The 26,193-nt window shown below is 46.3% G+C and carries 28 protein-coding genes; 22 read left to right on the forward strand and 6 right to left on the reverse strand.

Annotated elements, in window-relative coordinates; all coding sequences use genetic code 11:
- Positions 1 to 57 precede the first annotated feature (57 nt).
- The 12 genes from L3V45_RS01195 (at position 58) to L3V45_RS01250 (ending at position 10,218) form a co-directional block, all read left to right on the forward strand.
- Complete coding sequence (locus L3V45_RS01195; RefSeq protein WP_003156749.1) at positions 58 to 489, forward strand: MarR family winged helix-turn-helix transcriptional regulator; 432 nt, start codon at positions 58 to 60, stop codon at positions 487 to 489.
- 425 nt (positions 490 to 914) lie between these two features.
- Entirely contained in the window at positions 915 to 2,300 is a 1,386-nt protein-coding gene (locus tag L3V45_RS01200) for an amino acid permease (protein WP_003156747.1), read from the forward strand.
- A gap of 92 nt (positions 2,301 to 2,392) precedes the next feature.
- Positions 2,393 to 3,106, forward strand: coding sequence for a YjjG family noncanonical pyrimidine nucleotidase (locus tag L3V45_RS01205; RefSeq protein WP_003156746.1), 714 nt, complete (start codon positions 2,393 to 2,395; stop codon positions 3,104 to 3,106).
- 10 nt (positions 3,107 to 3,116) lie between these two features.
- Complete coding sequence (locus L3V45_RS01210) at positions 3,117 to 4,247, forward strand: sensor histidine kinase (protein WP_060386734.1); 1,131 nt, start codon at positions 3,117 to 3,119, stop codon at positions 4,245 to 4,247.
- Positions 4,248 to 4,251: 4 nt separating this feature from the next.
- Positions 4,252 to 4,896: a response regulator gene (locus L3V45_RS01215; protein ID WP_003156743.1), complete on the forward strand. Its 645-nt coding sequence runs from the start codon at positions 4,252 to 4,254 to the stop codon at positions 4,894 to 4,896.
- A 141-nt stretch (positions 4,897 to 5,037) separates the two neighbouring features.
- On the forward strand, positions 5,038 to 5,973 hold the full coding sequence (locus L3V45_RS01220) for an ABC transporter ATP-binding protein (RefSeq protein ID WP_014304247.1): 936 nt from the start codon (positions 5,038 to 5,040) through the stop codon (positions 5,971 to 5,973).
- 8 nt (positions 5,974 to 5,981) lie between these two features.
- The gene (locus tag L3V45_RS01225) at positions 5,982 to 7,169 is read left to right on the forward strand and encodes an ABC transporter permease (protein ID WP_160249130.1); all 1,188 of its coding nucleotides are present in this window, start codon (positions 5,982 to 5,984) and stop codon (positions 7,167 to 7,169) included.
- Positions 7,166 to 8,308 (forward strand): ABC transporter permease, encoded by a 1,143-nt coding sequence (locus tag L3V45_RS01230; RefSeq protein ID WP_025853815.1) that lies wholly within the window; start codon positions 7,166 to 7,168, stop codon positions 8,306 to 8,308. The genes L3V45_RS01225 and L3V45_RS01230 overlap by 4 nt, the downstream gene beginning before the upstream one ends.
- Positions 8,309 to 8,321: 13 nt before the next feature.
- The gene (locus L3V45_RS01235) at positions 8,322 to 8,501 is read left to right on the forward strand and encodes a hypothetical protein (RefSeq protein ID WP_003156739.1); all 180 of its coding nucleotides are present in this window, start codon (positions 8,322 to 8,324) and stop codon (positions 8,499 to 8,501) included.
- Between the two features lie 103 nt (positions 8,502 to 8,604).
- Positions 8,605 to 9,081 (forward strand): DUF4879 domain-containing protein, encoded by a 477-nt coding sequence (locus L3V45_RS01240; protein WP_003156737.1) that lies wholly within the window; start codon positions 8,605 to 8,607, stop codon positions 9,079 to 9,081.
- 80 nt (positions 9,082 to 9,161) lie between these two features.
- Entirely contained in the window at positions 9,162 to 9,410 is a 249-nt protein-coding gene (locus L3V45_RS01245; protein WP_003156736.1) for a sigma-G-dependent sporulation-specific acid-soluble spore protein CsgA, read from the forward strand.
- 109 nt (positions 9,411 to 9,519) lie between these two features.
- A complete protein-coding gene (locus L3V45_RS01250) occupies positions 9,520 to 10,218 on the forward strand; it encodes a YqeB family protein (RefSeq protein ID WP_154303208.1) in 699 nt (232 codons plus the stop codon).
- 45 nt (positions 10,219 to 10,263) lie between these two features.
- Here L3V45_RS01250 and L3V45_RS01255 read toward each other — a convergent pair whose 3' ends face one another.
- On the reverse strand, positions 10,264 to 10,524 hold the full coding sequence (locus tag L3V45_RS01255; RefSeq protein WP_003156732.1) for a hypothetical protein: 261 nt from the start codon (positions 10,522 to 10,524) through the stop codon (positions 10,264 to 10,266).
- A 185-nt stretch (positions 10,525 to 10,709) separates the two neighbouring features.
- Here L3V45_RS01255 and L3V45_RS01260 point away from each other — a divergent pair, with 185 nt between their 5' ends.
- Positions 10,710 to 12,329, forward strand: coding sequence for a glutamate/serine transporter AimA (locus L3V45_RS01260; RefSeq protein WP_003156729.1), 1,620 nt, complete (start codon positions 10,710 to 10,712; stop codon positions 12,327 to 12,329).
- 94 nt (positions 12,330 to 12,423) lie between these two features.
- Here the strand turns inward: L3V45_RS01260 and L3V45_RS01265 are convergent, their stop codons facing one another.
- Together L3V45_RS01265 and glpT are read right to left on the reverse strand one after the other, a co-directional pair.
- Entirely contained in the window at positions 12,424 to 13,311 is an 888-nt protein-coding gene (locus tag L3V45_RS01265; protein WP_003156727.1) for a glycerophosphodiester phosphodiesterase, read from the reverse strand.
- A gap of 95 nt (positions 13,312 to 13,406) precedes the next feature.
- Positions 13,407 to 14,741, reverse strand: a complete 1,335-nt coding sequence (gene glpT / locus L3V45_RS01270) for a glycerol-3-phosphate transporter (RefSeq protein WP_003156725.1) — start codon at positions 14,739 to 14,741, stop codon at positions 13,407 to 13,409.
- Positions 14,742 to 15,075: 334 nt separating this feature from the next.
- Here glpT and L3V45_RS01275 point away from each other — a divergent pair, with 334 nt between their 5' ends.
- The gene (locus L3V45_RS01275) at positions 15,076 to 15,318 is read left to right on the forward strand and encodes a DUF2651 family protein (protein ID WP_003156724.1); all 243 of its coding nucleotides are present in this window, start codon (positions 15,076 to 15,078) and stop codon (positions 15,316 to 15,318) included.
- Between the two features lie 55 nt (positions 15,319 to 15,373).
- Here the strand turns inward: L3V45_RS01275 and hpaB are convergent, their stop codons facing one another.
- From hpaB to L3V45_RS01290, 3 genes are all read right to left on the reverse strand, one after another.
- A complete protein-coding gene (gene hpaB, locus L3V45_RS01280) occupies positions 15,374 to 16,819 on the reverse strand; it encodes a 4-hydroxyphenylacetate 3-monooxygenase, oxygenase component (protein WP_236837225.1) in 1,446 nt (481 codons plus the stop codon).
- 150 nt (positions 16,820 to 16,969) lie between these two features.
- Positions 16,970 to 17,395 (reverse strand): hypothetical protein, encoded by a 426-nt coding sequence (locus L3V45_RS01285; RefSeq protein ID WP_015388753.1) that lies wholly within the window; start codon positions 17,393 to 17,395, stop codon positions 16,970 to 16,972.
- A 72-nt stretch (positions 17,396 to 17,467) separates the two neighbouring features.
- A complete protein-coding gene (locus L3V45_RS01290; protein WP_024084842.1) occupies positions 17,468 to 19,642 on the reverse strand; it encodes a glycoside hydrolase domain-containing protein in 2,175 nt (724 codons plus the stop codon).
- Positions 19,643 to 20,006: 364 nt separating this feature from the next.
- Here L3V45_RS01290 and L3V45_RS01295 point away from each other — a divergent pair, with 364 nt between their 5' ends.
- From L3V45_RS01295 to L3V45_RS01330, 8 genes are all read left to right on the forward strand, one after another.
- Positions 20,007 to 20,450: a hypothetical protein gene (locus L3V45_RS01295; RefSeq protein ID WP_014304257.1), complete on the forward strand. Its 444-nt coding sequence runs from the start codon at positions 20,007 to 20,009 to the stop codon at positions 20,448 to 20,450.
- A gap of 262 nt (positions 20,451 to 20,712) precedes the next feature.
- Positions 20,713 to 21,183, forward strand: a complete 471-nt coding sequence (locus L3V45_RS01300; RefSeq protein ID WP_003156718.1) for a helix-turn-helix transcriptional regulator — start codon at positions 20,713 to 20,715, stop codon at positions 21,181 to 21,183.
- A 72-nt stretch (positions 21,184 to 21,255) separates the two neighbouring features.
- Positions 21,256 to 22,326: an iron-containing alcohol dehydrogenase family protein gene (locus L3V45_RS01305; protein WP_024084843.1), complete on the forward strand. Its 1,071-nt coding sequence runs from the start codon at positions 21,256 to 21,258 to the stop codon at positions 22,324 to 22,326.
- 81 nt (positions 22,327 to 22,407) lie between these two features.
- Complete coding sequence (gene purT, locus L3V45_RS01310; RefSeq protein ID WP_014304260.1) at positions 22,408 to 23,562, forward strand: phosphoribosylglycinamide formyltransferase 2; 1,155 nt, start codon at positions 22,408 to 22,410, stop codon at positions 23,560 to 23,562.
- Between the two features lie 477 nt (positions 23,563 to 24,039).
- Complete coding sequence (gene pssA / locus L3V45_RS01315; RefSeq protein ID WP_003156712.1) at positions 24,040 to 24,573, forward strand: CDP-diacylglycerol--serine O-phosphatidyltransferase; 534 nt, start codon at positions 24,040 to 24,042, stop codon at positions 24,571 to 24,573.
- Positions 24,564 to 25,052 (forward strand): DedA family protein, encoded by a 489-nt coding sequence (locus L3V45_RS01320; protein ID WP_003156711.1) that lies wholly within the window; start codon positions 24,564 to 24,566, stop codon positions 25,050 to 25,052. The genes pssA and L3V45_RS01320 overlap by 10 nt, the downstream gene beginning before the upstream one ends.
- Complete coding sequence (locus tag L3V45_RS01325; RefSeq protein ID WP_003156710.1) at positions 25,045 to 25,860, forward strand: phosphatidylserine decarboxylase; 816 nt, start codon at positions 25,045 to 25,047, stop codon at positions 25,858 to 25,860. Before L3V45_RS01320 ends, L3V45_RS01325 begins: the two co-directional genes overlap by 8 nt.
- 42 nt (positions 25,861 to 25,902) lie before the next feature.
- Positions 25,903 to 26,178 (forward strand): hypothetical protein, encoded by a 276-nt coding sequence (locus tag L3V45_RS01330; RefSeq protein WP_024084844.1) that lies wholly within the window; start codon positions 25,903 to 25,905, stop codon positions 26,176 to 26,178.
- Positions 26,179 to 26,193 lie beyond the last annotated feature (15 nt).

The raw sequence follows: 26,193 nt of genomic DNA on the forward strand, positions 1-26,193 counted from the left end.
GCATATGTTTGTATTATACAACTAATGTTGCTGTTGTCAATGTAAGGAGTGAGGCGTTTGTCAAAACAAGATCCGATTGAATTAATTGAATATGAACTCACCACTTTCATCAGGAGAGCTGTTTATCTTGATAACTCCGACCGTAAAATCGGACATCTGGAAAGGGCTGCGTATTTGTTATTACGGCAGCTGGATGAATTCGGGCCGGCGCGTGTGAAGGAATTGGCCGAATCATTTAAGCTGGATATTTCCACATTATCACGCCAGGCAGCGGCCTTGGAGTCGAAAGAGCTGATCCAGCGTTTTTCCGATCCTTCTGACGGGCGGGTCAGTCTGTTTGCGATTACGAAGCTTGGCAAACAGAGGTTAAAAGCTGATAAAAAGATGCGTCTTGAGCGGTATCATCGTATGCTTGACGATTGGTCCGGCGATGAAAAAGAAATGTTCGGCCGGCTTTTGCTGCGGCTGAATGAGGCATTTATCGATTAATGCATGATTTTTGCCGGGTTAAGCAGGATTATGGCGTATACAAGGGAGAATGGAAGAGAGTAAGGCTTTACGCCATTCTGCTTAGCAAAAATAATATTGGATAGGGGGCGGAAAACGTTTCTCCTGGGAAATAATGTTTCTCGGAGGCTGCGGCATTTATTATCTCAATATTCACAATTCAATAAAAATGAAAGCGCTTTATTTTTAGTCCGTTGGTTCAGAGTGCAAGGTGTTTGCCTGAAAAAAACAATTGTATTTTCCACGAAAATTTATTATGATGGAATAAGGAAATTGGAGATTATATAACGATAGGAAGATAGAATATTTCCAATATTGCGGGAAATGAAGATTGAGTTAGGTTCAACAGGTGCACCTTCTGCTTCATTATTTCACATATATCAGAGCTGTTAAGAGGAGGAAGCGAAGTGGCAAACAAAGAATTAAAGAGAGGCTTAGGCGCTCGTCATATACAGATGATTGCGCTGGGCGGCACGATCGGTGTCGGTTTATTCATGGGGTCATCCAGCACGATCGGATGGACCGGGCCGTCTGTCCTGCTGGCTTATGCGATCTCGGGTATCTTTATCTTTTTTATCATGCGTGCGATGGGCGAAATGCTCTATGTAGAGCCGAGTACAGGGTCGTTTGCGACATTCGGCCATAAGTATATACATCCGTTAGCCGGCTATATGACGGCGTGGAGCAACTGGTTTCAATGGGTGATCGTCGGGATGTCTGAAATTATCGCCGTCGGTTCGTATATGAAATATTGGTTTCCTGATCTGCCGGCATGGATTCCCGGCATTATCGCCATGGCCATTCTCGGTGCGGCGAATTTAATTTCAGTAAAATCTTTCGGTGAGTTTGAATTTTGGTTTGCCATGATCAAAATCGTCACCATTATTCTGATGATTGTGGCCGGAATCGGAATTATTTTCTTCGGTTTCGGTAACGGAGGGCATGCGATCGGATTATCTAATTTATGGTCGCACGGCGGTTTCTTTACAAATGGTTTTTCAGGATTTTTCTTTGCTTTGTCTTTGGTTGTTGCGGCCTATCAAGGGGTCGAGCTGATCGGAATTACGGCAGGGGAAGCGAAGGACCCGCAAAAAACGCTGCGAAGCGCGATTCAGAGTATTATCTGGCGGATTTTGATTTTTTACATCGGTGCGATTTTCGTAATCGTTACCGTATATCCGTGGAATGAGCTTCACTCACTCGGCAGTCCGTTTGTTTCGACATTTGCGAAAGTCGGGATTACGGCGGCGGCCGGTTTGATTAACTTTGTGGTGATTACCGCTGCGATGTCCGGATGCAACAGCGGGATATTCAGTGCGGGACGTATGCTTTATACGTTAGGCGTGAACGGACAGGCACCGAAATTCTTTAAGAAAGTTTCTTCGAGCGGTGTGCCGATATTCGGTACGCTTGCGGTATTAATCGGACTTGTGATCGGTGTCGTGCTGAACTACATCGCGCCTCCGAAAATTTTTGTTTATGTGTACAGCGCGAGTGTGCTGCCGGGAATGATTCCGTGGTTCGTCATTTTGATCAGCCATCTCGGTTTCAGAAGAGCGAAAGGCGCTGAGCTTGATAAGCATCCGTTTAAAATGCCTTTTGCGCCGTTTACAAACTATTTGACGATCGCTTTCTTACTCATGGTATTGATCGGCATGTGGTTTAACAAAGATACGCGGATTTCTTTGGTTGTCGGGGTGATTTTCCTGGCGATTGTGACGGTCAGCTATTATGCGTTCGGTATCGGCAAGCGCATGCCTGGTGAAAAATCGAAAATAGAAGACGCTGTATAATTCAAAAAGACACCTCTCTTACAGGGGTGTCTTTTTCGGCTTGTCCGCGAGTGGTATACTGGTTAAAAAAAGCAGAACCGGGGGAAACATCGATGAGTCATTACCGTACGTTATTATTTGATATAGACAATACGCTGCTGGATTTTACCGCTTCAGAAACCGATGCTCTTCAAAAATTGTTCCAAGGTTCAAAGCTGGAGCTGACGGCAGAGGTGGAAGCCCGTTATAAAGCGTTAAATCAAGGGCTGTGGAAGGCGTTTGAAGAGGGGGAAATGACCCGCGATGAAGTGGTGAATACACGGTTTGCCCTTTTGTTTAAAGAATACGGCCTTGAAGCCGACGGCGTGCTGATGAATCAGGCGTACCGCCAATACTTAGAAGAAGGGCACCAGATGATAGACGGAGCTTATGAGCTGATTGAACGGCTGAGTCCTTTATTTGATTTATACATCGTGACGAACGGCGTCTCAACATCACAATATAAGCGGCTGGGCGACTCCGGTCTGTATCCGTTTTTTAAAGATGTGTTTGTATCTGAGGACACGGGTTTTCAAAAGCCGATGAAGGAATACTTTGATTATGTATTTGCGAGAATTCCCGGTTTTTCTGCCGGGCACGGGCTTATTATCGGCGATTCATTGAGCGCGGACATAAAAGGCGGTCAGATGGCGGGAATGGATACGTGCTGGTTTAATCCCGGAAAGAAAGCAAATGAGTCCGGGATTATCCCGACGTATGAAATTCATTCGCTTGATGAGCTGTATGATGTGCTGAACGTGGAGCGAAAAGCCGCCGCTCATCTGTAAGGAGAATACGATGAAGATTGCACATACGAAGTTACTGATCAGGGGTTTTGCATTACTATCAATCTTTCATGCGATTCTTCAGCTTCCTCCCGGCCGGGGGGAGCTGAAGGTTTTTTTGTCTGTGCTCGTGATGATGCTGACGGCTAATGACTGCCTGCGGCCGCTATATATGAAGAGAAGGCCGGCTGTATATCAAGGCTCTTTTCTCCTGAGCAACGTTATCGCGGGAGTTCTTTTGTACAATGTCTATAGTGTGGGGACACAGGCCGTAATGGTGCTTTTATTGGCGGAGGTGCTTATTACTGATCAGCAGATTCCGGCTGTTTTGTTAACGGTGAATGCCGCCGCATTTGCAGCAGCTTTATACGCCGGAGGAGCGGGTGTCAGTGATATCGTGCCGCCATACTTCATCATGTTTGCGGTGATTTATTTATATCGGAAGAACCTGCAGGAGAAGTCGAAGGTAGAATTGCTGAACCGAGAGCTGAAAACCGCTAATGACACACTGAAGGAATATTCAGACCGGATTGAGGAACTGGCCGTTACGAAAGAAAGAACAAGAATTGCGCAGGAGCTGCATGATTCTCTCGGTCATTATCTGGCTGCTCTGAAAATGAATTTAGAATTTGCCGGGAAGACAGCCGGGCATCAGCCGGACAAAGTGAAGCAGATCATTCATAAGGCGCATGATCTTACGAAAGAATCTATTTTAAAGCTTCGCCAGGCGGTTACGCTGCTGCAGAGCTCTTTGTCCGGGCGGGCGTTTGAGCAAGAGCTCCGTGACATTTTCAGTCATTTCCAAGAGGCGGGAGGCATTCGCTTCGAGCTGGAGACGGACGCGGCCATAGAAGCGGAACAGCCGGATGTGAAGCATTGTCTTTATCAATCCGTTCAGGAAACGATTACGAATGCGATAAAGCATGGACATGCTTCATATGTTTCTGTCCGGATTCAAAAAAACCGAAACATGATATTGGCGCATATTCATAATAACGGCTCAGCCTGCGGAACGATCATAAAATCAAATGGTCTGAAAGGAATTGAGAAAAGAGCGGCCGCACTTGGTGGAGAGGCTGTTTTCTCTTCCGGGAAGGAAACGGGTTTTGACGTGAAAATAAGGATTCCATGCAAGGAGGAATAATCAAGTGAATGTCATGATTGCAGACGACCAGTCCATTGTGAGAGAGGGGCTGAAAATGATTCTGAGTCTTCACGAAGGAATTCAAATATCGGGAGAGGCTTCTTGCGGCGAAGAGGTTCTCCGGCTGCTTTCTCAAACCGAAACCGATGTGATTTTGATGGATATCAGAATGCCCGGTATGGACGGAATCGAAACGACAAAAGCGGTAAAAGCGCGATATCCTTCCGTAAAAGTCATCATTCTGACAACGTTTGAAGATGATCACTATATTTTTGCCGGGCTGAAAAGCGGAGCCGACGGCTATCTCTTGAAGGATGCTGATTCAGATGAAATTACCGCCTCCCTTCAAGCCGTTTATGAAGGGAAAATGATGCTGAATCCCAAAATCACGGTTTCCGTCGTAAAAGCGCTGAACAACATGGAGATCCCTGCGGTGCAGAAAGAGCCGCGGTCAAAGCTGAAGGAGATTCTCACGCCGAGAGAGCTTGATGTGGCGAAACACATTATGGAAGGCAAAAGCAATAAACGCATTGCCGCAGACTTATTTCTGACTGAAGGCACTGTGAAAAACTATGTATCCAGAATCCTCGATAAACTTGAAATGTCAAACAGAACCGAGCTTACTTTATATTTGCAAAAATTGCTATAACCCCGCTTCACCCTCCTCTCTCCCTTTTTATCACTAAACATATGACGAAAGTAATACCCATATCGAGTACGAAAGTGAATAGAAAACAAGGATCGCCAAGAGTAGAATAAGTGCAGACATGACACAAGGAGTGCTGCACGAATGCTCGAATTAACGGATTTGACAAAAAAGTACGGCGATTTTACCGCTGTCAATCATATATCACTGGGCGTCGAAAAAGGAGAGATATTCGGTCTGCTGGGACCAAACGGCGCCGGTAAATCAACAACGGTGTCGATGATCAGCACCGTGCTCCCGCCGACGGGCGGAACAATCTGCATTGACGGAATCTCATTACAGGAGCAGCCTGCGGCCATAAAAAAAGTGATGGGAGTCGTCCCGCAGGAAATCGCTTTATATCAAGCGTTAAGCGCAAAGGATAATTTGGCTTTTTTCGGAAGTTTGTACGGACTTTCCGGTAAGGAACTTTGTAAACGGGTTGATGAAGTGCTGGACATCATCGAATTACAGGAACAGCGAAATCAAAGAATATCTGAGTTTTCGGGCGGCATGAAAAGACGGGTGAATATCGGTGCCGCGCTAATGAATGAACCGAAACTATTCATTTTAGATGAGCCGACCGTCGGAATTGATCCGCAATCCAGACGCCACATTCTTGAAACCGTGAAGACGTTAAATCAAGAAAAAGGGATGACCGTCATCTACACGAGCCATTACATGGAAGAGGTCGAATACCTCTGTGAAAAAGCGGCGATCATGGATCACGGCTCAATCATTGCCTGCGGGACGAAAGACGAATTGAAGCAGTCAGCCAAAGCCTCTGATACCCTGACCGTGAATGCAGAGGGGCTGAATGATGATGCCGTTAAAAAAATCCGCCGCATTCCCGGTGTTGCCGAGGCTGCTGTCAGCCGGCAGACCATTACGATGCTCGTCTCTGCGGCAGATCGCAATATCCTTGATATTGCGGATGATATCAGGAAAACCGGTATCACCATTAAGGGCATTCATTTCGAGGAAGCCAATCTGGAAAGCATTTTCCTCCGGCTCACCGGCAAAACGCTGCGGGATTCATAGGGGGCGTCATGAAAATATTATTCAGGCTGATCTTATTAGATTTTCGGTTATTGGCCGGCGCAAAGTCTTTCTATATAAAACTGCTTCTGTTTCCGGCGCTGATGATTTTCATTTTAGGAACGGTTTTTCACGGCGATTCAAAAGTGAAGCCATTTCAGACTGCGTTTTATAATGCGGATCACGCGGAGAGTTCTTTGGGTGAGATATTAAAGAATGACGTGCTGAACCAAAACGATCTCATCCGTGTAAAAGATATAGGCAGTTACCAAGAAGGGAAACAGCTTGTCGAAAGCGGTAAAGTCTCCGTTTTTGTATACGTGCCGAAAGGCTTTGCAAAAGCGGCGGAATACAATGAAAAAACAAGTATCAAAGTCATCTCGGACCAACAAGGCTCTGTAAACGGAGACATTGTGGAAATGATGGCCGATTCGTTTGTCACCAGAGTAAAAGCGGAATTCAGCGAAGAAAAAGCGGTGCTGAAGCAGTCGGGACATCTGTCAAAGGGAGATGTCAGCAAAATCATCAGCGGCCTTTCGGGTGAACGTGGACAGACTGTCACCATTCCGAAACAGTCGGCCGGCAATCACGCGGCTCCGATTGATGCGATGCAGTATTATTCAATCGCAATGGTCGTCATGTTCTCCATTATGACCGCGTTTGCGCTCATTCACGGGATAGTGGAAGAGAGACAGCAGCACACGTTATTCAGAATCAAATCAATGCCTGTTTTACGTATCCAATACGTGGCGGGTAAGCTTTTGGGAATCATGTTTGCCATCCTGATGCAAATGGCTGCCGTCATCATCGCAAGCAGCATCTTGTATCAGGTAAAATGGGGCAATTTGTTTGAAGTATTGCTGGTGACGATCGTTTATTCATTTGCGATCGGCAGTATTGTGCTCCTTTGGGGGGTTACTGCAAAAAACCACGAGACCGTCTCAAGCATGGCGGCTCCTATTCTGTATGGCTTCAGTTTTTTAGGCGGAAGTTTTATCGCAAAAGACGGCTTGCCTGACAGTTTGAAAATCGTGCAGGAGCTGATACCGAACGGCAAAGCGATCAACAGCTATGTCAGTGTCACGCAGCATGCCGGTCTGAGCGGTATTGCGGCGGATTTGGCAGAGCTTGCCGCCATCGGCGCCGTGTTTTTATGTTTGACCGTCTGGGTGTTTAAACGGAAGGAGGCTGTTTCATGATGCAGCTGTTATTCATGATCAGACATCAGCTGAAACTGATGCTGCAAAATCGGGCTGCCATCTTTGCGACGATTTCCGCTCCGCTCCTTCTCACATATTTCTTTTCCTTTTCTGCGGATGGCAGTCAGCAGAAGGAAGTATATGTAGCTGATGAGGATCAGAGCGCCTATTCAGCGCAATTTATGAAAATGATTCAGACAGCCGGCCATATAAAAGTCACGAAGGTCACGGAGGACGTATTAAAAACAAAGGTTAATCATCAGGATATATCCTTTGGATTGCTGATCGGCTCTCATTTTGAAGAGACATTATTTTCCGGAGATGAATTGAACGTTTCATTTATTCAGAATGAAGAAAAGGGTGATGCTGTTTTGACAGAGCAGCTGATTGCGCAGCAGGCGGGCGCGCTGAAAAAAATAGTCCGCGATGCAAAAGTGATATCCCGTACGCTGCACACCGATGGAAAGCAGGCGGCAGCTGATCTCTTGAAGGATATTCAGGGTCATTCCGCCGTCACCGTTGACCGCCATCACGTTTATGCAGGCGGGCAGGCGGCTGACAGACTCATCGGATTTTTAGTGATGTTTATCTGGTTCGTTGCAGTCCAAAGCCTGCGATCATTTATAGATGAACAAGAAAATCATACATACGACAGATTGCTGAGCACGCCCGTTTCCTATACGGCATATGCCATCTCTAAGTTTGCGGCGGCGTATCTTTTCGGACTTCTCCATATTATCGTGATTCTCGCTGCCGGAACATTCATGCTGCACATCCGTTTTGCTGATCATGTTTTTGCTGCTGGAGCGGTGCTTGCGGCCTGCTCGTTTGCGCTGACTGCTGTAACGATGGCCGTGATACCGTTCATGAAGAGCCAAAAGCAATTCACGTCGCTTGCTTCCGTTTTTATAGCTGTCACGGGTTTATTGGGAGGGGCTTTCTTCACATTAGACACGGCTCCGGAGTACATGCGGATGCTGTCATTGTTTACCCCTGAAAAATGGGCGATCGGCGCGTTTCAAAACAATGGCGGAGACAGCATGCAGATAGTGCCGCTGAGCCTGTTTCTTGCCGCCGGTGCAGCGTCATTGGTTTTATCACTCTATTTGATAAACCGTAATATGAAAAAACACAGTTAGGAGGATGGCTGCTTTGTATATGGCAGAAATCATCGGAATCATAGAAGTGCTTGCTGGAGCCGCAATGAACGTATGGATCGGCTGGCTCGGAAAAACCTTTTTCGGTAAGGATGACAGAAGCTCAAGAGTCGTGTTAAGAATCTGCGGCATCTTTCTCATAATCAATGGCGTTTCCAGAGCGTTTCATATCTAGTTCACAAAATATTCCGGACTCTTTTATGAAATGTAATCTTTTTCCTTGGGAATCATGTAAAATAGTATAGGATTCTACGAAAAGATTAAGAGGAGGAAGAAACATGAAAAAGAGACTCGTTATGCTATTTGCCGCGGCCGCCGCTGCTTTGTTGCTTGTGAGCGGGTTGTGGGTTCCGTCAGCGTCTGCGGCGCCGGCTCCTGCTTTAACACAAATCCGTATTATCGGTGTGACGTCTGACGGTCAGAATTACCAATGGGAAAATATCGGTCCGAACCAAATCAGCGCATCAAAACCGATGAAGGGGACAACGGGTTATTTAGCCGTATATTTCCAAGGGTATCCGAACAATAATACGATCCAGGCGTTTAACAACGGAACGAATATTACAAATCTTACGTCAAAAGCGCTGGAAGATGAATATACGAAAAACGGCAATATCGTTACAGGCTATATTAAATATTACAGCGTTCCTCTTTCTTATGTCAGTTCAGGAACGTTCTCTTTCTCCGCAACGGGGCTGAACGGGCCGTACACGCCGTTAAGCAGCGGATTTTTCTCCATTCAGGTACAGAGTTAAAACAGCCGCCCGGTGCTTTCATGTATAGTTTTTCTCTCTTTCCGGGAAGCTATTCCTAAAGAAAAGGGAGGGTTTACATGATGGACAGGACACTCGGATATTTGCGCGAGTCGCTTTCGAACCACTTGGAGCATGATGTGTGCCGGGGGGTTTATAAAAAGCTTCAGGTGAAGCATTATGCAAATGAGGGCGAGTTCGTGAAAGATCTAAATGATCTGGAAATGGATGCGCTGAATCAGGTGCTTGAAAAGGAAATCAAATATGCTGAGAACGAGCAGGATGAGAAGCGCACGATGGAATTGAATGAAGTATATGAGCTTCTATTTTAAAAAGCCTCCCGGCGGCCGGGAGGCTTTTTATTGTTTCGGAACCAGTTTACAGAATCATCCAACCCTTTGTATAATGGATAGTTGTGAAAAACACAGACGGAGGAGAAACATGAACGAAACAAAAAAACAGACGGTTCTTGAGTTGTCATCGGTTGAAAAAGCTTTGGTTTATCTGGTGCCGCCATTATTGGGGCTGGTCATCGGATGGTTTCTGCCGGTCATTGCGAAGTGGGCCGTAACATTGGATTGGCTGCCTTTTCACGGGCCGCTGGAAATAATCGCTTCCTTTCACGGATGGAAGGCTGCGGCTGCAACCGCTGTTATCGGCTTAATTGGGGGAGTGTGGCTGACGCGGGCAGCTTTTAAAGAAAGTCTTGTGGCAGTCGTGACGGACAGCGGGGTGTCCTTAACCATATATAATGAAGAAAGCGTGTTTTCGAAAGACAGCATTTCCGGTGTGTTTACGGATGGGAAGTATCTTGTCTTATTAGGCACTGAAGGACAGGAGCTTTTTCGGGAGAAGCTTGAGCCGGCGGTTGAAAAAGCGGCTGATGCGTTTCGCGCGCATGGGTATGTCTGGCTGGGGACGGAAGATCCTTTTAAAGAAGAATACAAACGGTGGGTGCCGGACACGCCGGATTTGGAGCCCGGGGCAAATGCTCTTTTAAAAGCGAGAGAAAAGGCGCTGAAAGAGGAGGAAAAGGCTGATGCGAAAGAGCTGAAAGCGGAAATATCCAAACTGGGCATTACCGTGCGGGAGAAAGGATCGCGCCAATATTGGCGGATCTATAAAACGCCGTCTGCATAAAAAAAGCTGCCGCCGTTTGATACGGCCGGGCAGCCCGGGAACAGATTATTTCTTCTTGTCATCATAATATTGAACCGGGTACATGGAGCCTTCGGATACCATTTTGTTATCTTCAATATCTTCGGGATGCGGGTTGCCTGCTTTGTTGACGGGGAATGATTCAATATCCTGCTTCCCGGAGAGCGATGTTTTCATATTGCGGATAAAGTTCATCACCTTTTGGCGGTTTGATTTATCTTTGAGCAGGTAGGAAGTCACTCCGACAGTCGACACGGCAAGTCCTGAAATGAGCAGTTTTTGTTTCACGATAAAAACTCCTTTCTATTTCTGGCTTGCAGTAGTTATTCCCGCTTAACGGCTGTTTAAACATCGGAAGGTTAATTTTGGCTTGACGCTTTAATGCGATAAAGATTGACAAAACTATTTTCAGAATAATATTATAAATATATGATAGCGCTGGAGTCATATTTTAATTGAAAGGTGTTAACTTTATGAATCAATTACATCGCAGAATGGGAACGTTTGCACTCATGATGGTCGGACTTGGGTCGATGATTGGCTCCGGTTGGTTATTCGGGGCGTGGCGGGCGGCTCAGATTGCGGGACCTGCCGCAATTATTTCCTGGATTATCGGTATGATCGTAATTTTGTTTATCGCACTTTCTTACAGTGAATTGGGTTCAATGTTCCCGGAAGCCGGGGGAATGGTAAAATATACTCAATATTCTCATGGATCATTTATTGGATTTATCGCAGGATGGGCAAACTGGATTGCGATTGTTTCCGTTATTCCGGTGGAGGCGGTTGCGTCTGTTCAATATATGAGCTCATGGCCGTGGGACTGGGCAAAGTGGACAAGCAATCTCGTTCACAACGGCACACTTACGGGAGAGGGGCTCGGCTTCGCATCCGTATTGCTGATTATTTACTTTTTACTGAATTATTGGACAGTTAACTTGTTTTCAAAAGCGAATTCATTGATTACCATCTTTAAAATTATTATTCCGGGGCTGACAATCGGAGCGCTGCTGTTTACCGGTTTTCACGGCGGAAACTTCACATCCGGTTCAAGCATTGCGCCGAACGGCTGGGCGAGCGTGCTGACGGCGGTGGCCACATCAGGTATCGTATTTGCGTTTAACGGGTTTCAAAGCCCGATTAACATGGCCGGAGAAGCAAAAAATCCCGGCAAATCGATTCCGATTGCGGTTGTCGGTTCGCTGCTGGTCGCAACCGTCATTTACGTCCTATTGCAAATCGCATTTATCGGTGCGGTTGAACCTTCCATGATCGTTCACGGCTGGAGTCACCTGAACTTTAACTCTCCATTTGCCGATTTGGCGATCGCATTGAATATCAACTGGCTTGTCATTATTCTTTATGCGGATGCGTTCGTATCTCCGTCGGGAACGGGTATCACATATACCGCTACGACGTCACGCATGATTTACGGCATGGAAAAAAATAAATATATGCCGAGCATTTTCGGAAAGCTTCATCCGCTGTACGGCGTGCCGCGCCAAGCGATGATTTTCAACCTGATCGTATCGTTTATCTTTCTGTTTTTATTCAGAGGATGGGGCGTGCTTGCTGAAATCATTTCCGTAGCGACGCTGATTTCTTATATCACGGGTCCCGTGACGGTAATGACGCTGCGGAGGACGGCGGCGGATTTGTACAGGCCTCTCCGTCTGAAAGGACTCAGCGTGGTTGCACCGCTCGGCTTCGTGTTCGCGTCTCTCGTGCTGTATTGGGCGCGCTGGCCGTTAACAGGGCAGGTGCTGTTTATCATTTTGATCGGCCTTCCGATTTATTTCTACTACCAAGCGAAAGCGAAGTGGAAAGGATTCCGCAGAAACTTTAAAGGCGGCGTTTGGATGGTTGTCTATCTGCTCAGCATGATGGTCATTTCATGGCTCGGAAGTGAAAAATTCGGCGGTCTGAACATCATTCCGTACGGATGGGATATGGGGCTGATCGCAATCGTTGCCCTTGCCTTCTATGCGTGGGCGCTGAAGAGCGGATTCAAGACTGAGTATTTGAAAGACGCCAAAGCAATCAACGATCAATTAAAAGGCGGGCAGGCGGAAGCCGCTGCCGGAAAAGAATAATGATTGATAAAAACCTTGCGGTAACGTTCCCGCAAGGTTTTTTGATCAGGCAAAAAAACATGGGTTCGGCATCATCTCCGAACCCATGCTGGCTTTATGATTTATATTCTTTTTTAACCTTTTGAAATATATCCGCATAGTTGGTGAACACACCGGTTACGCCCCAATTCAGCAGACGGCGCATGTCCGTCTCGCTGTTCACGGTGTAAGGGTGAAGCAGTAGGCCGTGGCTGCGAATGTTCCGGACATTTTGAGCGTTCAGCGCTTTGTAATCCGGTCCGATTCCGACGGCATATGTTTTGATGTCTGTTAAATCTGCGTCAGTCATTGAGGTCATCTGTTCCGCTTCAAGCAATTGGACGGCGGGAAGTTTCGGATCGAGCTGTTTGATTTTCAGAAGGCTCTCCCTGCTGAAAGACTGAATGATAACTTGTCCAAGTTTCGCATGCTTACCTGCCAATTTGTATTTTTTCAGTGAGGCGATCAGTTTTTCTTCCATACCCGGATATGTTTCGGGCGCCTTTGTTTCAATATAATAGTTTGCATGTCTGCCGAACCGTTTTAACACGTCATCAAGTGTGGGAACGCGAAGTCCGGCGTATTGCGGTTTTGCTTTTTCCGGATAGGCCTTATTGAACCAAGAACCGGCGTCGAGCTTTTGAATCTCTGCTAATGTATGATCCTTCACCCAGCCTTGTCCGTTTGTGGTGCGGTCCAGTTTTTCATCATGCATGACGATCAGCTTGCCGTCTTTTGTCATTTGTAAATCCAGCTCAATATAGTCAGCCTTCATTTTTTGCGCAGTTTCATAAGAAAGGATCGTGTGCTCCGGGACATACCCCGAAGCACCGCGATGGGCAATGGTTAAAATTCTGTCAGGAGACAAGAGGTTTCCTTTTCCCGCCGCCGATACAGGCGTGACGATGAATGACAATAAACCGAATGAAAGCAATACCAAAGCAAACAACTTATGTTTCCGCATGTTTTCTTCCCCCTTAAAAATCAATATCTGTCTCTAGTGTAGAAAATCGTTGTAAATGCTGTACTGCAAAAATATTAATCTTTTATGTTGTTTTCTTACACATGCTCCGCCCGCTTGCCCGTATTCCACGTCATCGCCAAGAAGACGATGGACAGCACGCATGAGGAGATAAGCATGATAAAGCCGCCGTTCCAGTCAAAGCGGTCTACGACATAACCCATGATGGCGTTGGCGAAAGCAGAGCCTCCGATGTAGCCGAAAAACCCGGTTAAGCCGGCTGCCGTTCCCGCCGCTTTTTTAGGCGCAAGGTCAATGGCCTGAAGTCCGATCAGCATGACAGGCCCATAGATTAAGAATCCGATGCTGATCAGCGCGATATTATCGATGAGCGGATGACCGGCAGGGTTAAGCCAGTAGACCAATACAGCGATAAATACGCCGGCCATGAACAGCACGCCGGCCGGTGCGCGGCGGCTTTTGAAAAATCGGTCGCTGATCCAGCCGCACAAAATCGTTCCCGGAATTCCCGCATATTCATAAAGGAAATAAGACCATCTGGAATCTTCAGGAGAGAACCCTTTCGCTTCCGTCAAATAAGTCGGCGCCCAGTCAACGACACCGTACCGCACGAAATAAACAAAGACATTGGCAAATGCGATATACCACAGAAATTTATTATTCAGCACGTATTTGAAAAGAATTTCTTTGGTCGTCATCTCTTTTTCCTGGTCTTTGAACGCATGTTTCGGATAGTCATTCCGGTATTCTTCAATCGGCGGAAGCCCGCAGGATTGCGGCGTGTCCCGAACGAGAAGAACAATCACAAATGAAATGACGATGGCGATAATCGCCGGAAAGAAAAATACGCTTTTCCAAGTAACAAACATGGCGATGCCGAGAGTCACGAGCGGGGCGAGAATACCTCCGCCTATGTTATGGGCGACATTCCATATCGACATTTTCGTTCCGCGTTCACTGATGGAAAACCAATGAGCCATCGTCCGTCCGCAAGGCGGCCAGCCCATCCCTTGAAACCATCCGTTAATAAACATAAAAATGAACATAATCGTCACGCTTGACGTGACCCATGGCATGGAAACAAATAAAATGTTGACGACACCTGACAAAAACAGACCTGTCGCAAGGAAATACCTCGGGTTGCAGCGGTCAGACACCATCCCCATAATAAATTTGCTGAAGCCGTAAGCGATTGATACGGCCGCAAGCACCAAGCCAAGTTCCCCTTTTGAAAACCCTTGTTCCTGAAAATAAGGAATAGCGAAGGCAAAGTTTTTGCGAAGTAAATAATACCCGGCATACCCGATGAAAATCCCCAAAAATACCTGCAGCCTGAGCCGTTTATAGGCCGCATCCGTCTTTGAATCATCCAATCTCTCAATATGCGGAGCCGGCTTGAACAATTGAAACATCATATCCTCCCCTTTGCTGAACGTCTATCATGATGTATGTATGACTCCTTTCCTTGAAAATGACAAAAAGAACCAGAAATCACCCTTATGAAAGGGCGCGGTTTCCTGGTTCTCCTCATCTCCATCCAAAAATCATTAACTTGTATATGATAGCGCTTTCTTAAATTATCACAGTCTGGCGTGAATGTAAACGCTTTAAGGAAAGTTTTCATTTTTTTGAATAAATAACCGGAGGGAATATCAGCCGGAGCGCGAAAGATTTGATGTACTCGATTTTGTACTCAGGCATAAGATGTGTTAGGCCGAACTAAGAAAAGCGAAGGGAGTGCATCTGTTGATTGATGAATTGGATTTTGCGTTCGGTGTTCTGCCGCTTTGTATCATCATCCTGTCAGTCGCCGGAACGTACCTGTTTAAAAACGCGTTCATTATGCCGGCTGCCGCTTTGGCCGTTTGCCTTATATGCACCTTTACCATATTGAATTTCTCGTTTATCGGGTGGGCCGTCGTATACACGCTCGTCTCTTTCGCGTTATCGCATATTACGATGGTGGTGATCAGCCAAAATAAAAAATAGGATCGGCGGCAGCCGATCCAGCTATCAAAAGCAGAGATGCGTTCTCTGCTTTGTTTTATTTATGAATGTGCAGGAATTCCTTGATGACCGCGGTCTGTTCTTCTTTCGGGTAGCTTCTGTACAGATGGCTGGCTAAGCGGACGGGGTCACCGAAGAAGTACCGCTCATATTGTGTCTGCCTTGTTCCAAAGGGGCTCATGGTCAAATCCCATGCGAGGCGGAACACTTTTACCCGGTCCTCAGCGTTCAATTCGGCCGCCTGTAAATATTGGTCAAGGTCTCCTCTGATGTCGGAACGGAACGCTTTTTCAGTCGGCAAAGTCACCATTCCGCTTGCCCCGATCAGCTGGATGATTTCCGTGAAGCGCGGGTAGATGTCAGGGAAAATCGCGCTGACCACACGAAGCGGAGTGACACTCGGACGCATATAACCCCATTCGTCTGTTTCGGCATCATTCTCCGACTTTTCCAAAAGGGCTTTCATCGTTTCCAGACCGGTGATGATCTCAGCCATCTTGGCCTGAATATGCTGATATTCCCCCACATCTATCGCATCGACAAGCGTCTGGGCGAGGCCCAGGAGAAACTCCGTCTTTACAATTTGTCTCGTGATAACTTGATGAAATGCGAAGGCGTTAAAAGAGCTTTTCATATTAAAATCAAAAGCCGCCTCGTAATTATTGTAAAAAAATACGCGTTCCCAAGGGACCAAAACGTGATCAAATACAACGATAGAATCCATTTCTTCATATCTTGAGCTGAGCGGATAATCAAACGATGATTTTCCGAGTACGAAAGATTCCCTGCAGATGAATTTTACTCCTTTTGTATTGGAAGGGATTGAAAAAGCGAACGCTTCATCCGATTCAAAATACATCTTAGGCAGAGAAATCACGAGCACTTCATCCGTCAGGCCGCCTTGTGTGGCTAAAATCCGCGCGCCGTGTATGATAAGGCCTTTTTCATTTTTATCGACGACTTTTGCCGAGATAGGTGTCGGCGATACGTTTACACCCATTTGTGAACGATTCACCTGAGGGGTGATAAACGTGTGCGTAAAAGAAAGATCCTGTGCGGCAGCGCGTTCGTACAGCGCTTGAACATGTTCCGGAAAACAATGATCACGGTCTTTCAAAAGCGCGGCAGAGGAGGCGAAGCTCATCAGCACGGTATTCATATAATCCGGGCTTCGTCCCATCATTCCGTGCGTGTGTCTGGCCCAATGTTCGAACATGTTTCTTCTTCTTTTTACGTCTTCTTTCGTTTTCGGCTGCAGGTATGAAAGCCCGGTCCGTTCTTTATTACCGGGAAGACTGTAAGTCATTTGATCTTTCATGTCCGGTTTCGTTTGCAAATCATAAAGAGAGCGCTTCGTTTCCAGAAGGCCCTTAAATGCGGGATGTTCAGAAATCTGTCCCTCGATCTTTTCACCATCAAGCCAAATCTCATTTCCTAGCTGATTTAATCGGTCAATGAACATTTTGCCATTAATGATACCCATCATGTCGCCCTTCTTTCTTTGCAGATCCACTATCTCATTATATTGAAAACGAAATTGGGTGTTCCGGTTATTTCCAAAGGAGAAGAGCCTTTTTTGATAAGGGGGGTGAAGGGATTGCATCATAAAAAAACCCCTTAAGCAGAGGGGTTTTTAACTGATCATGTCTTTGTATCGTTGTTCGAGGACAAAGTCTATCATTCCGGTGATACGGGTGTTTTCAGATTTTTGTCTGAAACGGTCAGACACTTGGATTTTCCTTGAAAACGGAAATACAGCAAAAATCCAAACAAGGCCGGCCAGGCCAAAAACCATCTGCAGAGCCATTTCAATCAAATCATTAAAATGAGTGCTGAAAAAAAAGATATATAACGTGATGAATGTGACTGTACATACGATTTTGACAGTATGTTGGAAGGTGAGGAGCGGTTCAGTGAAACACATTTTCATTTGATTCAGTGTGAGCGAATCTTGTTTCATTAAATATGTAAGCAGTTCTTTGTCATTTTGACTTCGCGGAATCAAATCATTTTCTATTTTTTGAACGGTGTCCTTGTATGTCTGCATATCAATCTTCATACGAATCCTCCTTAAAAAATAACTCCAAGAATACTCATTGAGCATTCCTGGAGCAAGGAGCTGCTTGTTCAATTATAGAAATAGTGATAAAACTGTGCTGAACAAGGCTGCAGCTCCTCCTAATTCAGGTGCTAAAACGACTAAAGCACCGATCCCTACAATAACAATAATTCCTGCGCCTGCAATAGCCATGGTATTCACGACAGAATCCCAATCCGGAGAGTACACTTCTTCGGAATCCGGCAATCTGAAGCTCTTTTGTTTTATTTTAAATGTAATGGTAGTTGTTAGTCCAGTAGTAGCACTGTCACCGACCGGAATATCAGGTGTATAAATTTTAAATTGAATATTCAGCGATCCCGCAGCCGGATTGACATACACTTCTAAATAACCGTTGCGGACTGACAAGCTCAGACTGTTAAGCAGGTTTTGATAGGAATCAATTTGTGATGCTGTAAAAGAGACTTGTGAATCTCCCATCAGACCGGTAATATAAGCTCCCGGTTTGCCATTTGTAATGGTAACTGTGTTGGGAGAACCTTCGCTTGGCACTGTTGCCAAAAGTGAAGTAGATAAAAGAATATCCATTTCAGGTGATGCATAAATGGTTTCTGTCTTGTCGAATTCAAACATGGCATTCGCAAGATTCGATATATTTTCTAAAGCAGGAATGGTTGTTAAAATGTCCGTCAATGTGCGCAGTCTTGCATCATACACGGGATCAGAAGGCGGATGGACGCTGCTTGCACCCGAGTCTTTTCCGGAGTATCCGTCTTTGTCAATGGCGACTTTTCCCGCTCCGCTTCCGATCGTTCCTTCATAAAATTGATCAAAAGCCCAGTTTTTCGGCATCGGGTATCCGAGGTTGCCGCTGAATCCGGTCGACATGTTAGCCGTAAAGCTATATTTGGTCAGACCTGCTTCTGACGTCCGGATACAAATGTTTCTCGGTCCGTATACCCCGATTTCATATTTCGGCGCAGTTGAGAACGCCTGCATTTTCATAAAGGCTGACTTGATTTCTTGAAAGTAAGGGATGATTTTATCCGTGACTTCATAATCATACGCATCAAAATCGACGGCAAAGTAAATGGTCGTTCCTGACGGAAAACCTAATCTTCGGGCGGCTGATGCAGCGCTGTACGCATCTCTCGTTCCTTGGTCTTTTACAAAATAAGAAGATTCATAGCCGCCGTCCTGATAAATCGGAAACACGCTTAAGCCGGCATTGAAAATCGCGGAAAGTTCTTTTGACGTTAACGCTTTCGATGTCAGTCCGCTGCTAGTCCGCACATTCCCGGTCAGATATCTTCCCACGATCTTATAGCCATTCTCACGCAAAGTTTTAGCCGTATCTGCCGTCAAAATGGCAGCGGTGTCACAAGCTGAAGCAGCCCGCGTTGTGTCGCCTGAGCTTGATAATAAAGCTTTAATCGTCGGCATGTCCGCATAACCTGTCTGCGGCAGGCACATAAATTCTTGGAAAGCTTTCACTGCCGATACAACTCCGACGCCGTATTTTCCGTCGAATTCACCGGGGTCAAATGATTTCCCATTACAGTAAAGCGCGTATTGAACAATCAAAACAAAGCCTGTCCGTGAATCGCCGGGAGTCAAGGTAGGACATAAGCTGGTCGTTCCGTTCCCGAAAAATCCATTGGCGACGCTTGTGCTCATGCCTTCTTCTTTTTGCAGAGCATAGATGAGAGCCTTGTTTGTATCGCGGGCATATAAGCCGTCACAAGGCATCAAGCCGATGTAGTCATTGTAATCCCGGTTCAGGTTCTGCTGGATTTGGCGGATTCTTTTGTCGCCTCCCGCTACTAACCGAAAAGCGCTCATATCCAGCAAAGCCTTCATAATGAGTGCCGTGACGATGCCGTCTTGCTTAGTAAGTCCGGCCGCTTTTTGAAACTCTTTTACAGCGCTTTCGGTATTTTCATAGAAAACGCCAGAAAATCCGCCCGGGTTAAACCCTTTACACCACAGCGCCCCCTGCAGAATGTAATTCATGTTTGTCGGCTTAGAATCGGGAGCCTGCTTTTTCAACGGTTTAAACAATCTTTGTGTCGTCGGTCCGAAGTTATCGGCAGGTTCTGAAATACCGAGCTCAATTTGAAGCGCCCGTGTCAGACCGTAAATGGTGTCCCAGCCTGTTTTTCCGTTTTCCGGCACCTTGTTGTACCCGTGTCTGCCTTTGTACGTCTCATTCAGCCATTGTTGTGTTTCCAGGACCATTTCGTCCATTGCAATCCCTCCATTACGTGTAGTGTGCGTTCATTCATAGGTGGCAAACGTATGACAGTTTGTCATGGGTGCAGGAGTTTGTCCGAGGGCAGCCCCATCATACAAACGCCGATAGAGAGGCATTGATAGGTAAAGATCTCTCTATGACAATTGATACAAAAACAGCAAAATGGATAGCGCTTTAAAGTAACTTTATCACTTAATCAAAAATAACAAGAATCATAAGTATTAGTCATATAGTCATTTTCAGGGCTGTTCTCATCTCTTCCTGCAATCAAAATGGTTAGTTGGACGGATTTATGATTAGCTATATTGTCATTAACATAAATAGGGTAAATAGTTACAGGAAGGAAGGATTTTCTCGATGAAAAGCAAAAAGATTTTTAAGTCGCTCATCATTATTTTTACTCTTTTAATCAGCGGAATTGGTTTTATGGGTTTTTCTTCTCCGCAAAAAGCAGAGGCTAAAGACTGGCTTCATACTTATAAAAGCGGGTATTTCACTAACTATGTGATCAATACATATCATCCTAAATTCACTAAGACGACAAAAAAGTACAGCTTGAGAGCCGTGACTTTTAAATCCAACAGTAAAGGGAAGGGCACGTATAAAATATACGTTCAAAAGCAAGTCAACGGCAAAGGTGCCTGGAAAACAATCAAAACCGCCAATGCAAAGAAAAATGGAACGACTTATTTTGAAACACCTTTGTTAAAAAAAGGAGATTCATACAGATTTAAAATGGTCAATCAAGGTTCGAAAAAACGTGTCAATTATAGTGCGAGTTGGATTGTATTCGCTTCATAATTTTGATTTTCAGCTTATAATGTTTTAGCTGCCGCAGCTGCGGCAGCTTTTTATTTTCTCCGGAGCTCAACCGCCAGGGAGACCGCATCTGTCTCTTCGGGCGTACGTTTGTATTCACCGCATCATTCTGGATTATGCGGAAAGGTACATCGTTTCAATGAAAAGCCGATCCCGGGTCCTTTTGATTTGTTTGAAAATGTTCTGATATAAAAAAGGCGTGCCGCGGTGTAAAATGGCTATATTGATAAAAATGGAGGTTGAGATGGATCAAGATTATATGACTGAGCTTGTCTCAGTCCAGCTGAAGAAAATCCGGTCGGAGAGAGGCTACACACAGGAGAAAATGGCGGATGTGATCGGCCTTTCTAAAAAGTCGCTGGTGCAGATTGAGAAAGGGCGGGCGCTTGCGGAATGGCCGCACGTTGTGGCGGTTTGCGCGCTTTTCAGATCAAGTGAAACACTGCAATCCGTATTAGGAGATGATCCGCTGGAGGTCATTGAAACGGTTGCTCACCGCACAATTGACAGGCCGAAGGGGAAGACGATGGGCGGCAAGGTGTGGTGGAAAGCCATCGAGAAAAAAGGCGAGTTCCGCTTGCAGCAGCATTTGATTTCCCACCATTACCGCATCCTTGATTCTTATGATGATCTGTGGTTCAGCAGTTTTGAAAAGGCAGAAGCTTTGGAGCGGCTTGATGAGCTGTTTTTGGAGGCGGAGGAAGCGAAGCGCTGACGCACCTCCGGTTGATGTATTTTCTGACAAGTGAGAAAATATGTATAAATTCCAGCCAAAGGAGAGATTCGAATGAAGCCTGAAGATATCGTCCGAAGCGGCCCGAATCAGTACATATGCAAGGAAGGAATCGCAAAAGAACTTCCGGGGCTGCTGGAGACATTCAGAAAACCCGTTATTGTGACCGGAATCAAATCCTATCAGGCGTTCTCCGATTACGGCGGCGGTTCTTCCTGGGATGTGATTCAGCACAAAGGATACTGTTCACCTGAGGCGGTGCGTAAGGTCTGCGGGCAGGCGGAAGACGCGGATGTGATCATCGGTATCGGAGGCGGCACGATTTTGGATTTGGCAAAAGCGGCGGCAGACCGGCTTGATATTGAGGCTGTGATGCTTCCTTCCATTGCGGGGACGTGTGCGGCAAGTACGCCGTTGAGTGTCATATATGATGACAGCGGCAATTTTATCAGAGTTGATTATCACAAGCGTTCAAGCTATTTGACGCTTGTTGATCCGCTGTTTTTGCTTTCCTCTCCCATTGAATATATGAAAAGCGGGATCGGTGATACGCTGGCGAAATGGTATGAGGCCGAGGCGGTCATCAGAAATACGGAGGAAGCGCCGCCTCTGATGGCGCAGGCGGGGCTGAGACAGGCGGAATATATCCGTAATCTGTTATTGCGTTACAGTGAAGCCGCCGTCGTAAGCATGGAGAAAGGCGAGCTGTCCGTGCCGTTCATCCATACGGCGGAAACGATCATTATGCTTGCGGGAACGGTCGGCGGGTATGGCGGCCGTTTGTGCAGGATGGCAGGGGCGCATGCGGTCCACAACGGCCTCAGTTTTCTTCAGGAGACACATCAGGTGCTGCACGGCCAGAAGGTTGCTTACGGCATATTGGTGCAGCTCGCGCTTGAGAATCGGAGACATGAGATTGAAGAGCTGCTTCCGTTTTACCGCCGGCTCGGTTTCCCCGTCAGTCTCTGTGCTCTCGGCATCCTTGACAACCATGAGGAAGCAAAGCGCCGCATCGCTTCTCACGCCTGCCGGGCGGAAGAATCGTTATGCTTAATGGGGCAATATTGCGGGAAGGACGTGTCAGCGGCGATTGAATCGCTCGAATCAGCACAAAAGACAGGATAGAGCTTGTAATCTGTCTTGTCTTTATTTTTTGAATATTTCCGTTATAATGAGTGGGGTATAGAAAGGGAGGGGCCAAAGGACATGTATCAGGCGAAGAAGATGTTGTTATTAGGATCAGGCGAGCTGGGGAAAGAAGTCGTCATTGAAGCGCAGCGGCTCGGGGTTGTCACTGTAGCCGTTGACAGCTATGAGCATGCTCCCGCCATGCAGGCCGCACACAAAAGCTATGTGATTGATATGCTTGATAAAGCGCAGGTCAGAGAAGTCATTGAGAAAGAAAAACCGGACTTAATCGTGCCGGAAGTGGAAGCCATTGCGACGGATGAGCTGCTGAAGCTCGAGGAAGAAGGGTTTCACGTCATTCCGAATGCGCGTGCGGCAAAGCTGACGATGGACCGTGAAGGCATCAGACGGCTTGCAGCAGAGACGCTTCATCTTCCGACTGCCGGCTATGAATTCGCGAATACATACGAAGAATTTAAAGAAGCGGCGGAAACAATCGGCTTTCCGTGCGTGGTAAAGCCGCTGATGAGCTCTTCCGGAAAAGGGCAAAGCGTGTGCCGCTCGGCTTCCGGGCTGAAAAGCTGCTGGGACATGGCAATGGAAGGCGGCCGGGTGAAAAACGGCCGGGTCATCGTTGAGGAATTCATTCCGTTTGAATCAGAAATCACTCTTCTGACAGTGCGCGCGGCGAACGGTACGTCCTTTTGCGCGCCGATCGGACATGAACAAAAAGACGGTGACTATATTGAATCATGGCAGCCTCATCATATGACGGAACAGCAGATTGAAGAGGCGAAACACATTGCGAAAAGCATAACGGATGAGCTCGGCGGATACGGTTTGTTCGGGGTGGAGCTTTTCCTTACTGAAGATAAAGTATATTTCAGCGAGGTGTCTCCCCGTCCGCATGATACGGGGCTCGTAACGCTTGTGACGCAAAATTTGTCAGAGTTTGCGCTGCATGTCCGCGCGGTCTTGGGATTCCCGATTCCGGAAATCATTCAGCTGTCGCCGGGGGCAAGCCGTCCGCTGAAGGCGCCCAAAGAGCTTGCTGATTATGCGGTTGAAGGTTTGGAGAAAGCTTTGGCGGTAAAAAGCACTCAGGTCCGCGTATTCGGTAAACCCGTCACGAAAGTCGGACGCCGTATGGCGGTTGCGCTTTCTGCAGCCGAGACCGTTGAAGAGGCCAGAGAAAGAGCGGCCGAAGCACTCAGTCATTTATCAATTACATAAAATGATCTTAAAAGGCGTTTTTACCGTAATGGTAAGGCGCCTTTTTTGTTTGGACAGACTATATACTGGAAAACGGGGTTGTGAGATAATGTATGAGGCCGTTTTGTGCCGGTTTTTTAATTCTTGAAACTTTTTATGTCCGCAATCGTTATATGTAATGTTCTCATTTCACGGAGAAGGAAATAACAATACATCATACGGCTTTTCATTCATCAAGAACGGACAATCCGGATCGCAGCATGGAATATTTAAGCAGGGTAATCCGGAATAGAGGAAACCATGATTGCTTACCTTAATATGAACGGCGAAAAAACAAAAATCACCAGATTAGATTGTTCAAATAACACCAAATGCTGTATAATAAAAGAATTTGAATGATAGCATTGAAAGGATTTCATTTTATGTTTCCGTAAAATGGAGTCTTTATGCATACGCAGTCCGATTTGATATGGTTTTAATTGGAGGTTTGTGTAAACTGTGAATTATATACCTAGTATGATTACAATTGGAAATTTTATTTGCGGGCTCTTATCGATTCATTCCCTTTTGTATCATAATATACACTCTGCGGTGATCTTTATTTTCACCGGGATGTTTCTTGATTTCTTTGACGGTTTGGCCGCCCGTAAGCTGAACGCGGTATCGGAGATGGGAAGGGAGCTTGACTCTTTTGCTGATCTCGTGACGTTCGGCGTAGCGCCGTCCATGCTCGCTTACAGTGTTTCACTATATACGCTTCCGTTCATCGGAATTTTAATCGCGCTTTCCTACAGCATCTGCGGGATGATCCGTCTTTCCAGATTTAATATTGAACAAAGCAAGCTGCCGACGTTTATCGGGATGCCGATTCCGTTTGCGGGTATGTGTCTTGTCATTTTGAGCTTTATCAATAACGCTTTTCTTCTGGGGGCGGGAACGATCGCGCTCGGTTATTTAATGGTCAGCAACATTAAATTTCCGCACTTTAAAAAACAGGCGCCTGAAAACCTGGAGAGCAGAAGATGGAATTAGTTCAGCAATTAATATCCGATTACGGATATATCGCGATTTTTCTTATGCTGACACTCGGTATTATCGGATTGCCTATTCCGGATGAAGTCATGATGACGCTTGTGGGTTACTTCGCTCATTTAAACGTGCTGAATTACGGGCTCTCCATTCTGATCAGCTTTATCGGAGCGCTCCTTGGGATGATTATCAGCTACTTCATCGGCAGAAAAGCCGGCCGGCCGTTTATTAATAAGTTCGGGAAATGGGTCGGCCTGAAGGAAAAGAGGATGGAGAAAGTAGACAGGTGGATGAAGAAGTACGGGCCGTACACCATTATTTTAGGTTATTTCATCCCCGGCATCAGACACGTGACCTGCTACTTTTCCGGAATCGGCAGAATGGAATTCAAAACCTACTTATGCTTCGCCGCCATCGGAGCGTTTTTATGGTGTTTTATTTTTATTACTATAGGAAAATTCATAGGAGTAATCAATGTTTAATACTGCCGCTAAAGTTCTTTACCGTTCATTGATTGAACTGACTAATAATCGATTGACGTCTTATCTCATTAAAAACTTCTGTGAATCGAAACTGAGCAAGCCGATGATTCCGCTGTTTTCCAAACACTATCGCATTAACTGGAATGAAACGGAACGCACGGCTTCTGACTTTGATTCACTGGCGTCATTTTTCATTCGTGATATTAATTTGAATCTCCGCCCCGTGGCAAAAGAGAAGAACGCCATCGTCAGCCCGGTGGACGGCGTCGTTCAGACGGTGGGCATGATTAATCCCAATCAAACTTTCATGGTAAAAGGGAAGGATTATTCGTTCGCCGAACTGACGGGGTTTAAAAGCGCCGATCACAAGTATAACGGCGGGTGTTTTGCCGTGCTTTACCTGAGCCCGAGACATTACCACCGTTTCCATTCTCCCGTCAGCTGCACGTATAAAAAGCTGGCCGAGCTGGGGAAACGCTCCTATCCCGTTAATACGATGGGGTTAAAGTACGGGAAAGATGTGCTCTCAAAAAATTACCGTTATGTGTACGAGCTGACCCGTGCTGATCAGCAGATGCTCATGATTCCGGTAGGTGCGATGAATATTAACTCGATCGTTCAGACAAACACCGGAAACCGGCTTGAGACGGGGGAAGAGCTGGGCTATTTTTCATTTGGATCGACCGTTATTTTAGTATTCGAGAAAGGTATGTTTACCCCTTCGGATAACCTGACTGAAGGCCGTGAATTACAGGTCGGTCAGATCATCGGTTATGCGGAGTCACAGGAGGAGGCGTCCGCTTTATAAAAGCTGCTCCTCTTTTTTATATGGTGTAAGGAAGTGGACTTTATGGAAGAAAAGGATTTGGGAAAACTGATCGAACAGTACCAGGATACAGGCGATCAGCAAATTCTTGAAGCGGTGCGGGATGCATGCCGGCCTGTCGTTGAGGCGCTCATCTCAGAACTGGCTGAAGACAGCGCGGATCTTCTGCGGGCAAAAGGCCGTGACCGTTTTCCGTTTATTATCGGCAAGTATCAGACCGCGGCCGGCCTTTCGCTTGAGACCTTTTTGCGCAATACGTATCGGTTTTATTTTCAGCAGGTTTTAAAAGGCGAAGCGTGACTGGAAGAAAGAGTA

It is taken from the genome of Bacillus sp. R45 (assembly GCF_021729365.1).
Lineage (GTDB): Bacteria > Bacillota > Bacilli > Bacillales > Bacillaceae > Bacillus > Bacillus velezensis.

Excerpts from the sequence above, each read along its gene's own strand:
- L3V45_RS01205 (WP_003156746.1), top strand. The coding sequence starts at position 2,393 with ATGAGTCATTACCGTACGTTATTATTTGATATAGACAATACGCTGCTG.
- L3V45_RS01210 (WP_060386734.1), top strand. The coding sequence starts at position 3,117 with ATGAAGATTGCACATACGAAGTTACTGATCAGGGGTTTTGCATTACTA.
- L3V45_RS01220 (WP_014304247.1), top strand. The coding sequence starts at position 5,038 with ATGCTCGAATTAACGGATTTGACAAAAAAGTACGGCGATTTTACCGCT.
- L3V45_RS01225 (WP_160249130.1), top strand. The coding sequence starts at position 5,982 with ATGAAAATATTATTCAGGCTGATCTTATTAGATTTTCGGTTATTGGCC.
- L3V45_RS01230 (WP_025853815.1), top strand. The coding sequence starts at position 7,166 with ATGATGCAGCTGTTATTCATGATCAGACATCAGCTGAAACTGATGCTG.
- L3V45_RS01240 (WP_003156737.1), top strand. The coding sequence starts at position 8,605 with ATGAAAAAGAGACTCGTTATGCTATTTGCCGCGGCCGCCGCTGCTTTG.
- L3V45_RS01245 (WP_003156736.1), top strand. The coding sequence starts at position 9,162 with ATGGACAGGACACTCGGATATTTGCGCGAGTCGCTTTCGAACCACTTG.
- L3V45_RS01250 (WP_154303208.1), top strand. The coding sequence starts at position 9,520 with ATGAACGAAACAAAAAAACAGACGGTTCTTGAGTTGTCATCGGTTGAA.
- L3V45_RS01260 (WP_003156729.1), top strand. The coding sequence starts at position 10,710 with ATGAATCAATTACATCGCAGAATGGGAACGTTTGCACTCATGATGGTC.
- L3V45_RS01265 (WP_003156727.1), bottom strand. The coding sequence starts at position 13,311 with ATGCGGAAACATAAGTTGTTTGCTTTGGTATTGCTTTCATTCGGTTTA.
- glpT (WP_003156725.1), bottom strand. The coding sequence starts at position 14,741 with ATGTTTCAATTGTTCAAGCCGGCTCCGCATATTGAGAGATTGGATGAT.
- hpaB (WP_236837225.1), bottom strand. The coding sequence starts at position 16,819 with ATGGGTATCATTAATGGCAAAATGTTCATTGACCGATTAAATCAGCTA.
- L3V45_RS01285 (WP_015388753.1), bottom strand. The coding sequence starts at position 17,395 with ATGAAGATTGATATGCAGACATACAAGGACACCGTTCAAAAAATAGAA.
- L3V45_RS01290 (WP_024084842.1), bottom strand. The coding sequence starts at position 19,642 with ATGGACGAAATGGTCCTGGAAACACAACAATGGCTGAATGAGACGTAC.
- L3V45_RS01295 (WP_014304257.1), top strand. The coding sequence starts at position 20,007 with ATGAAAAGCAAAAAGATTTTTAAGTCGCTCATCATTATTTTTACTCTT.
- L3V45_RS01300 (WP_003156718.1), top strand. The coding sequence starts at position 20,713 with ATGGATCAAGATTATATGACTGAGCTTGTCTCAGTCCAGCTGAAGAAA.
- L3V45_RS01305 (WP_024084843.1), top strand. The coding sequence starts at position 21,256 with ATGAAGCCTGAAGATATCGTCCGAAGCGGCCCGAATCAGTACATATGC.
- purT (WP_014304260.1), top strand. The coding sequence starts at position 22,408 with ATGTATCAGGCGAAGAAGATGTTGTTATTAGGATCAGGCGAGCTGGGG.
- L3V45_RS01320 (WP_003156711.1), top strand. The coding sequence starts at position 24,564 with ATGGAATTAGTTCAGCAATTAATATCCGATTACGGATATATCGCGATT.
- L3V45_RS01325 (WP_003156710.1), top strand. The coding sequence starts at position 25,045 with ATGTTTAATACTGCCGCTAAAGTTCTTTACCGTTCATTGATTGAACTG.
- L3V45_RS01330 (WP_024084844.1), top strand. The coding sequence starts at position 25,903 with ATGGAAGAAAAGGATTTGGGAAAACTGATCGAACAGTACCAGGATACA.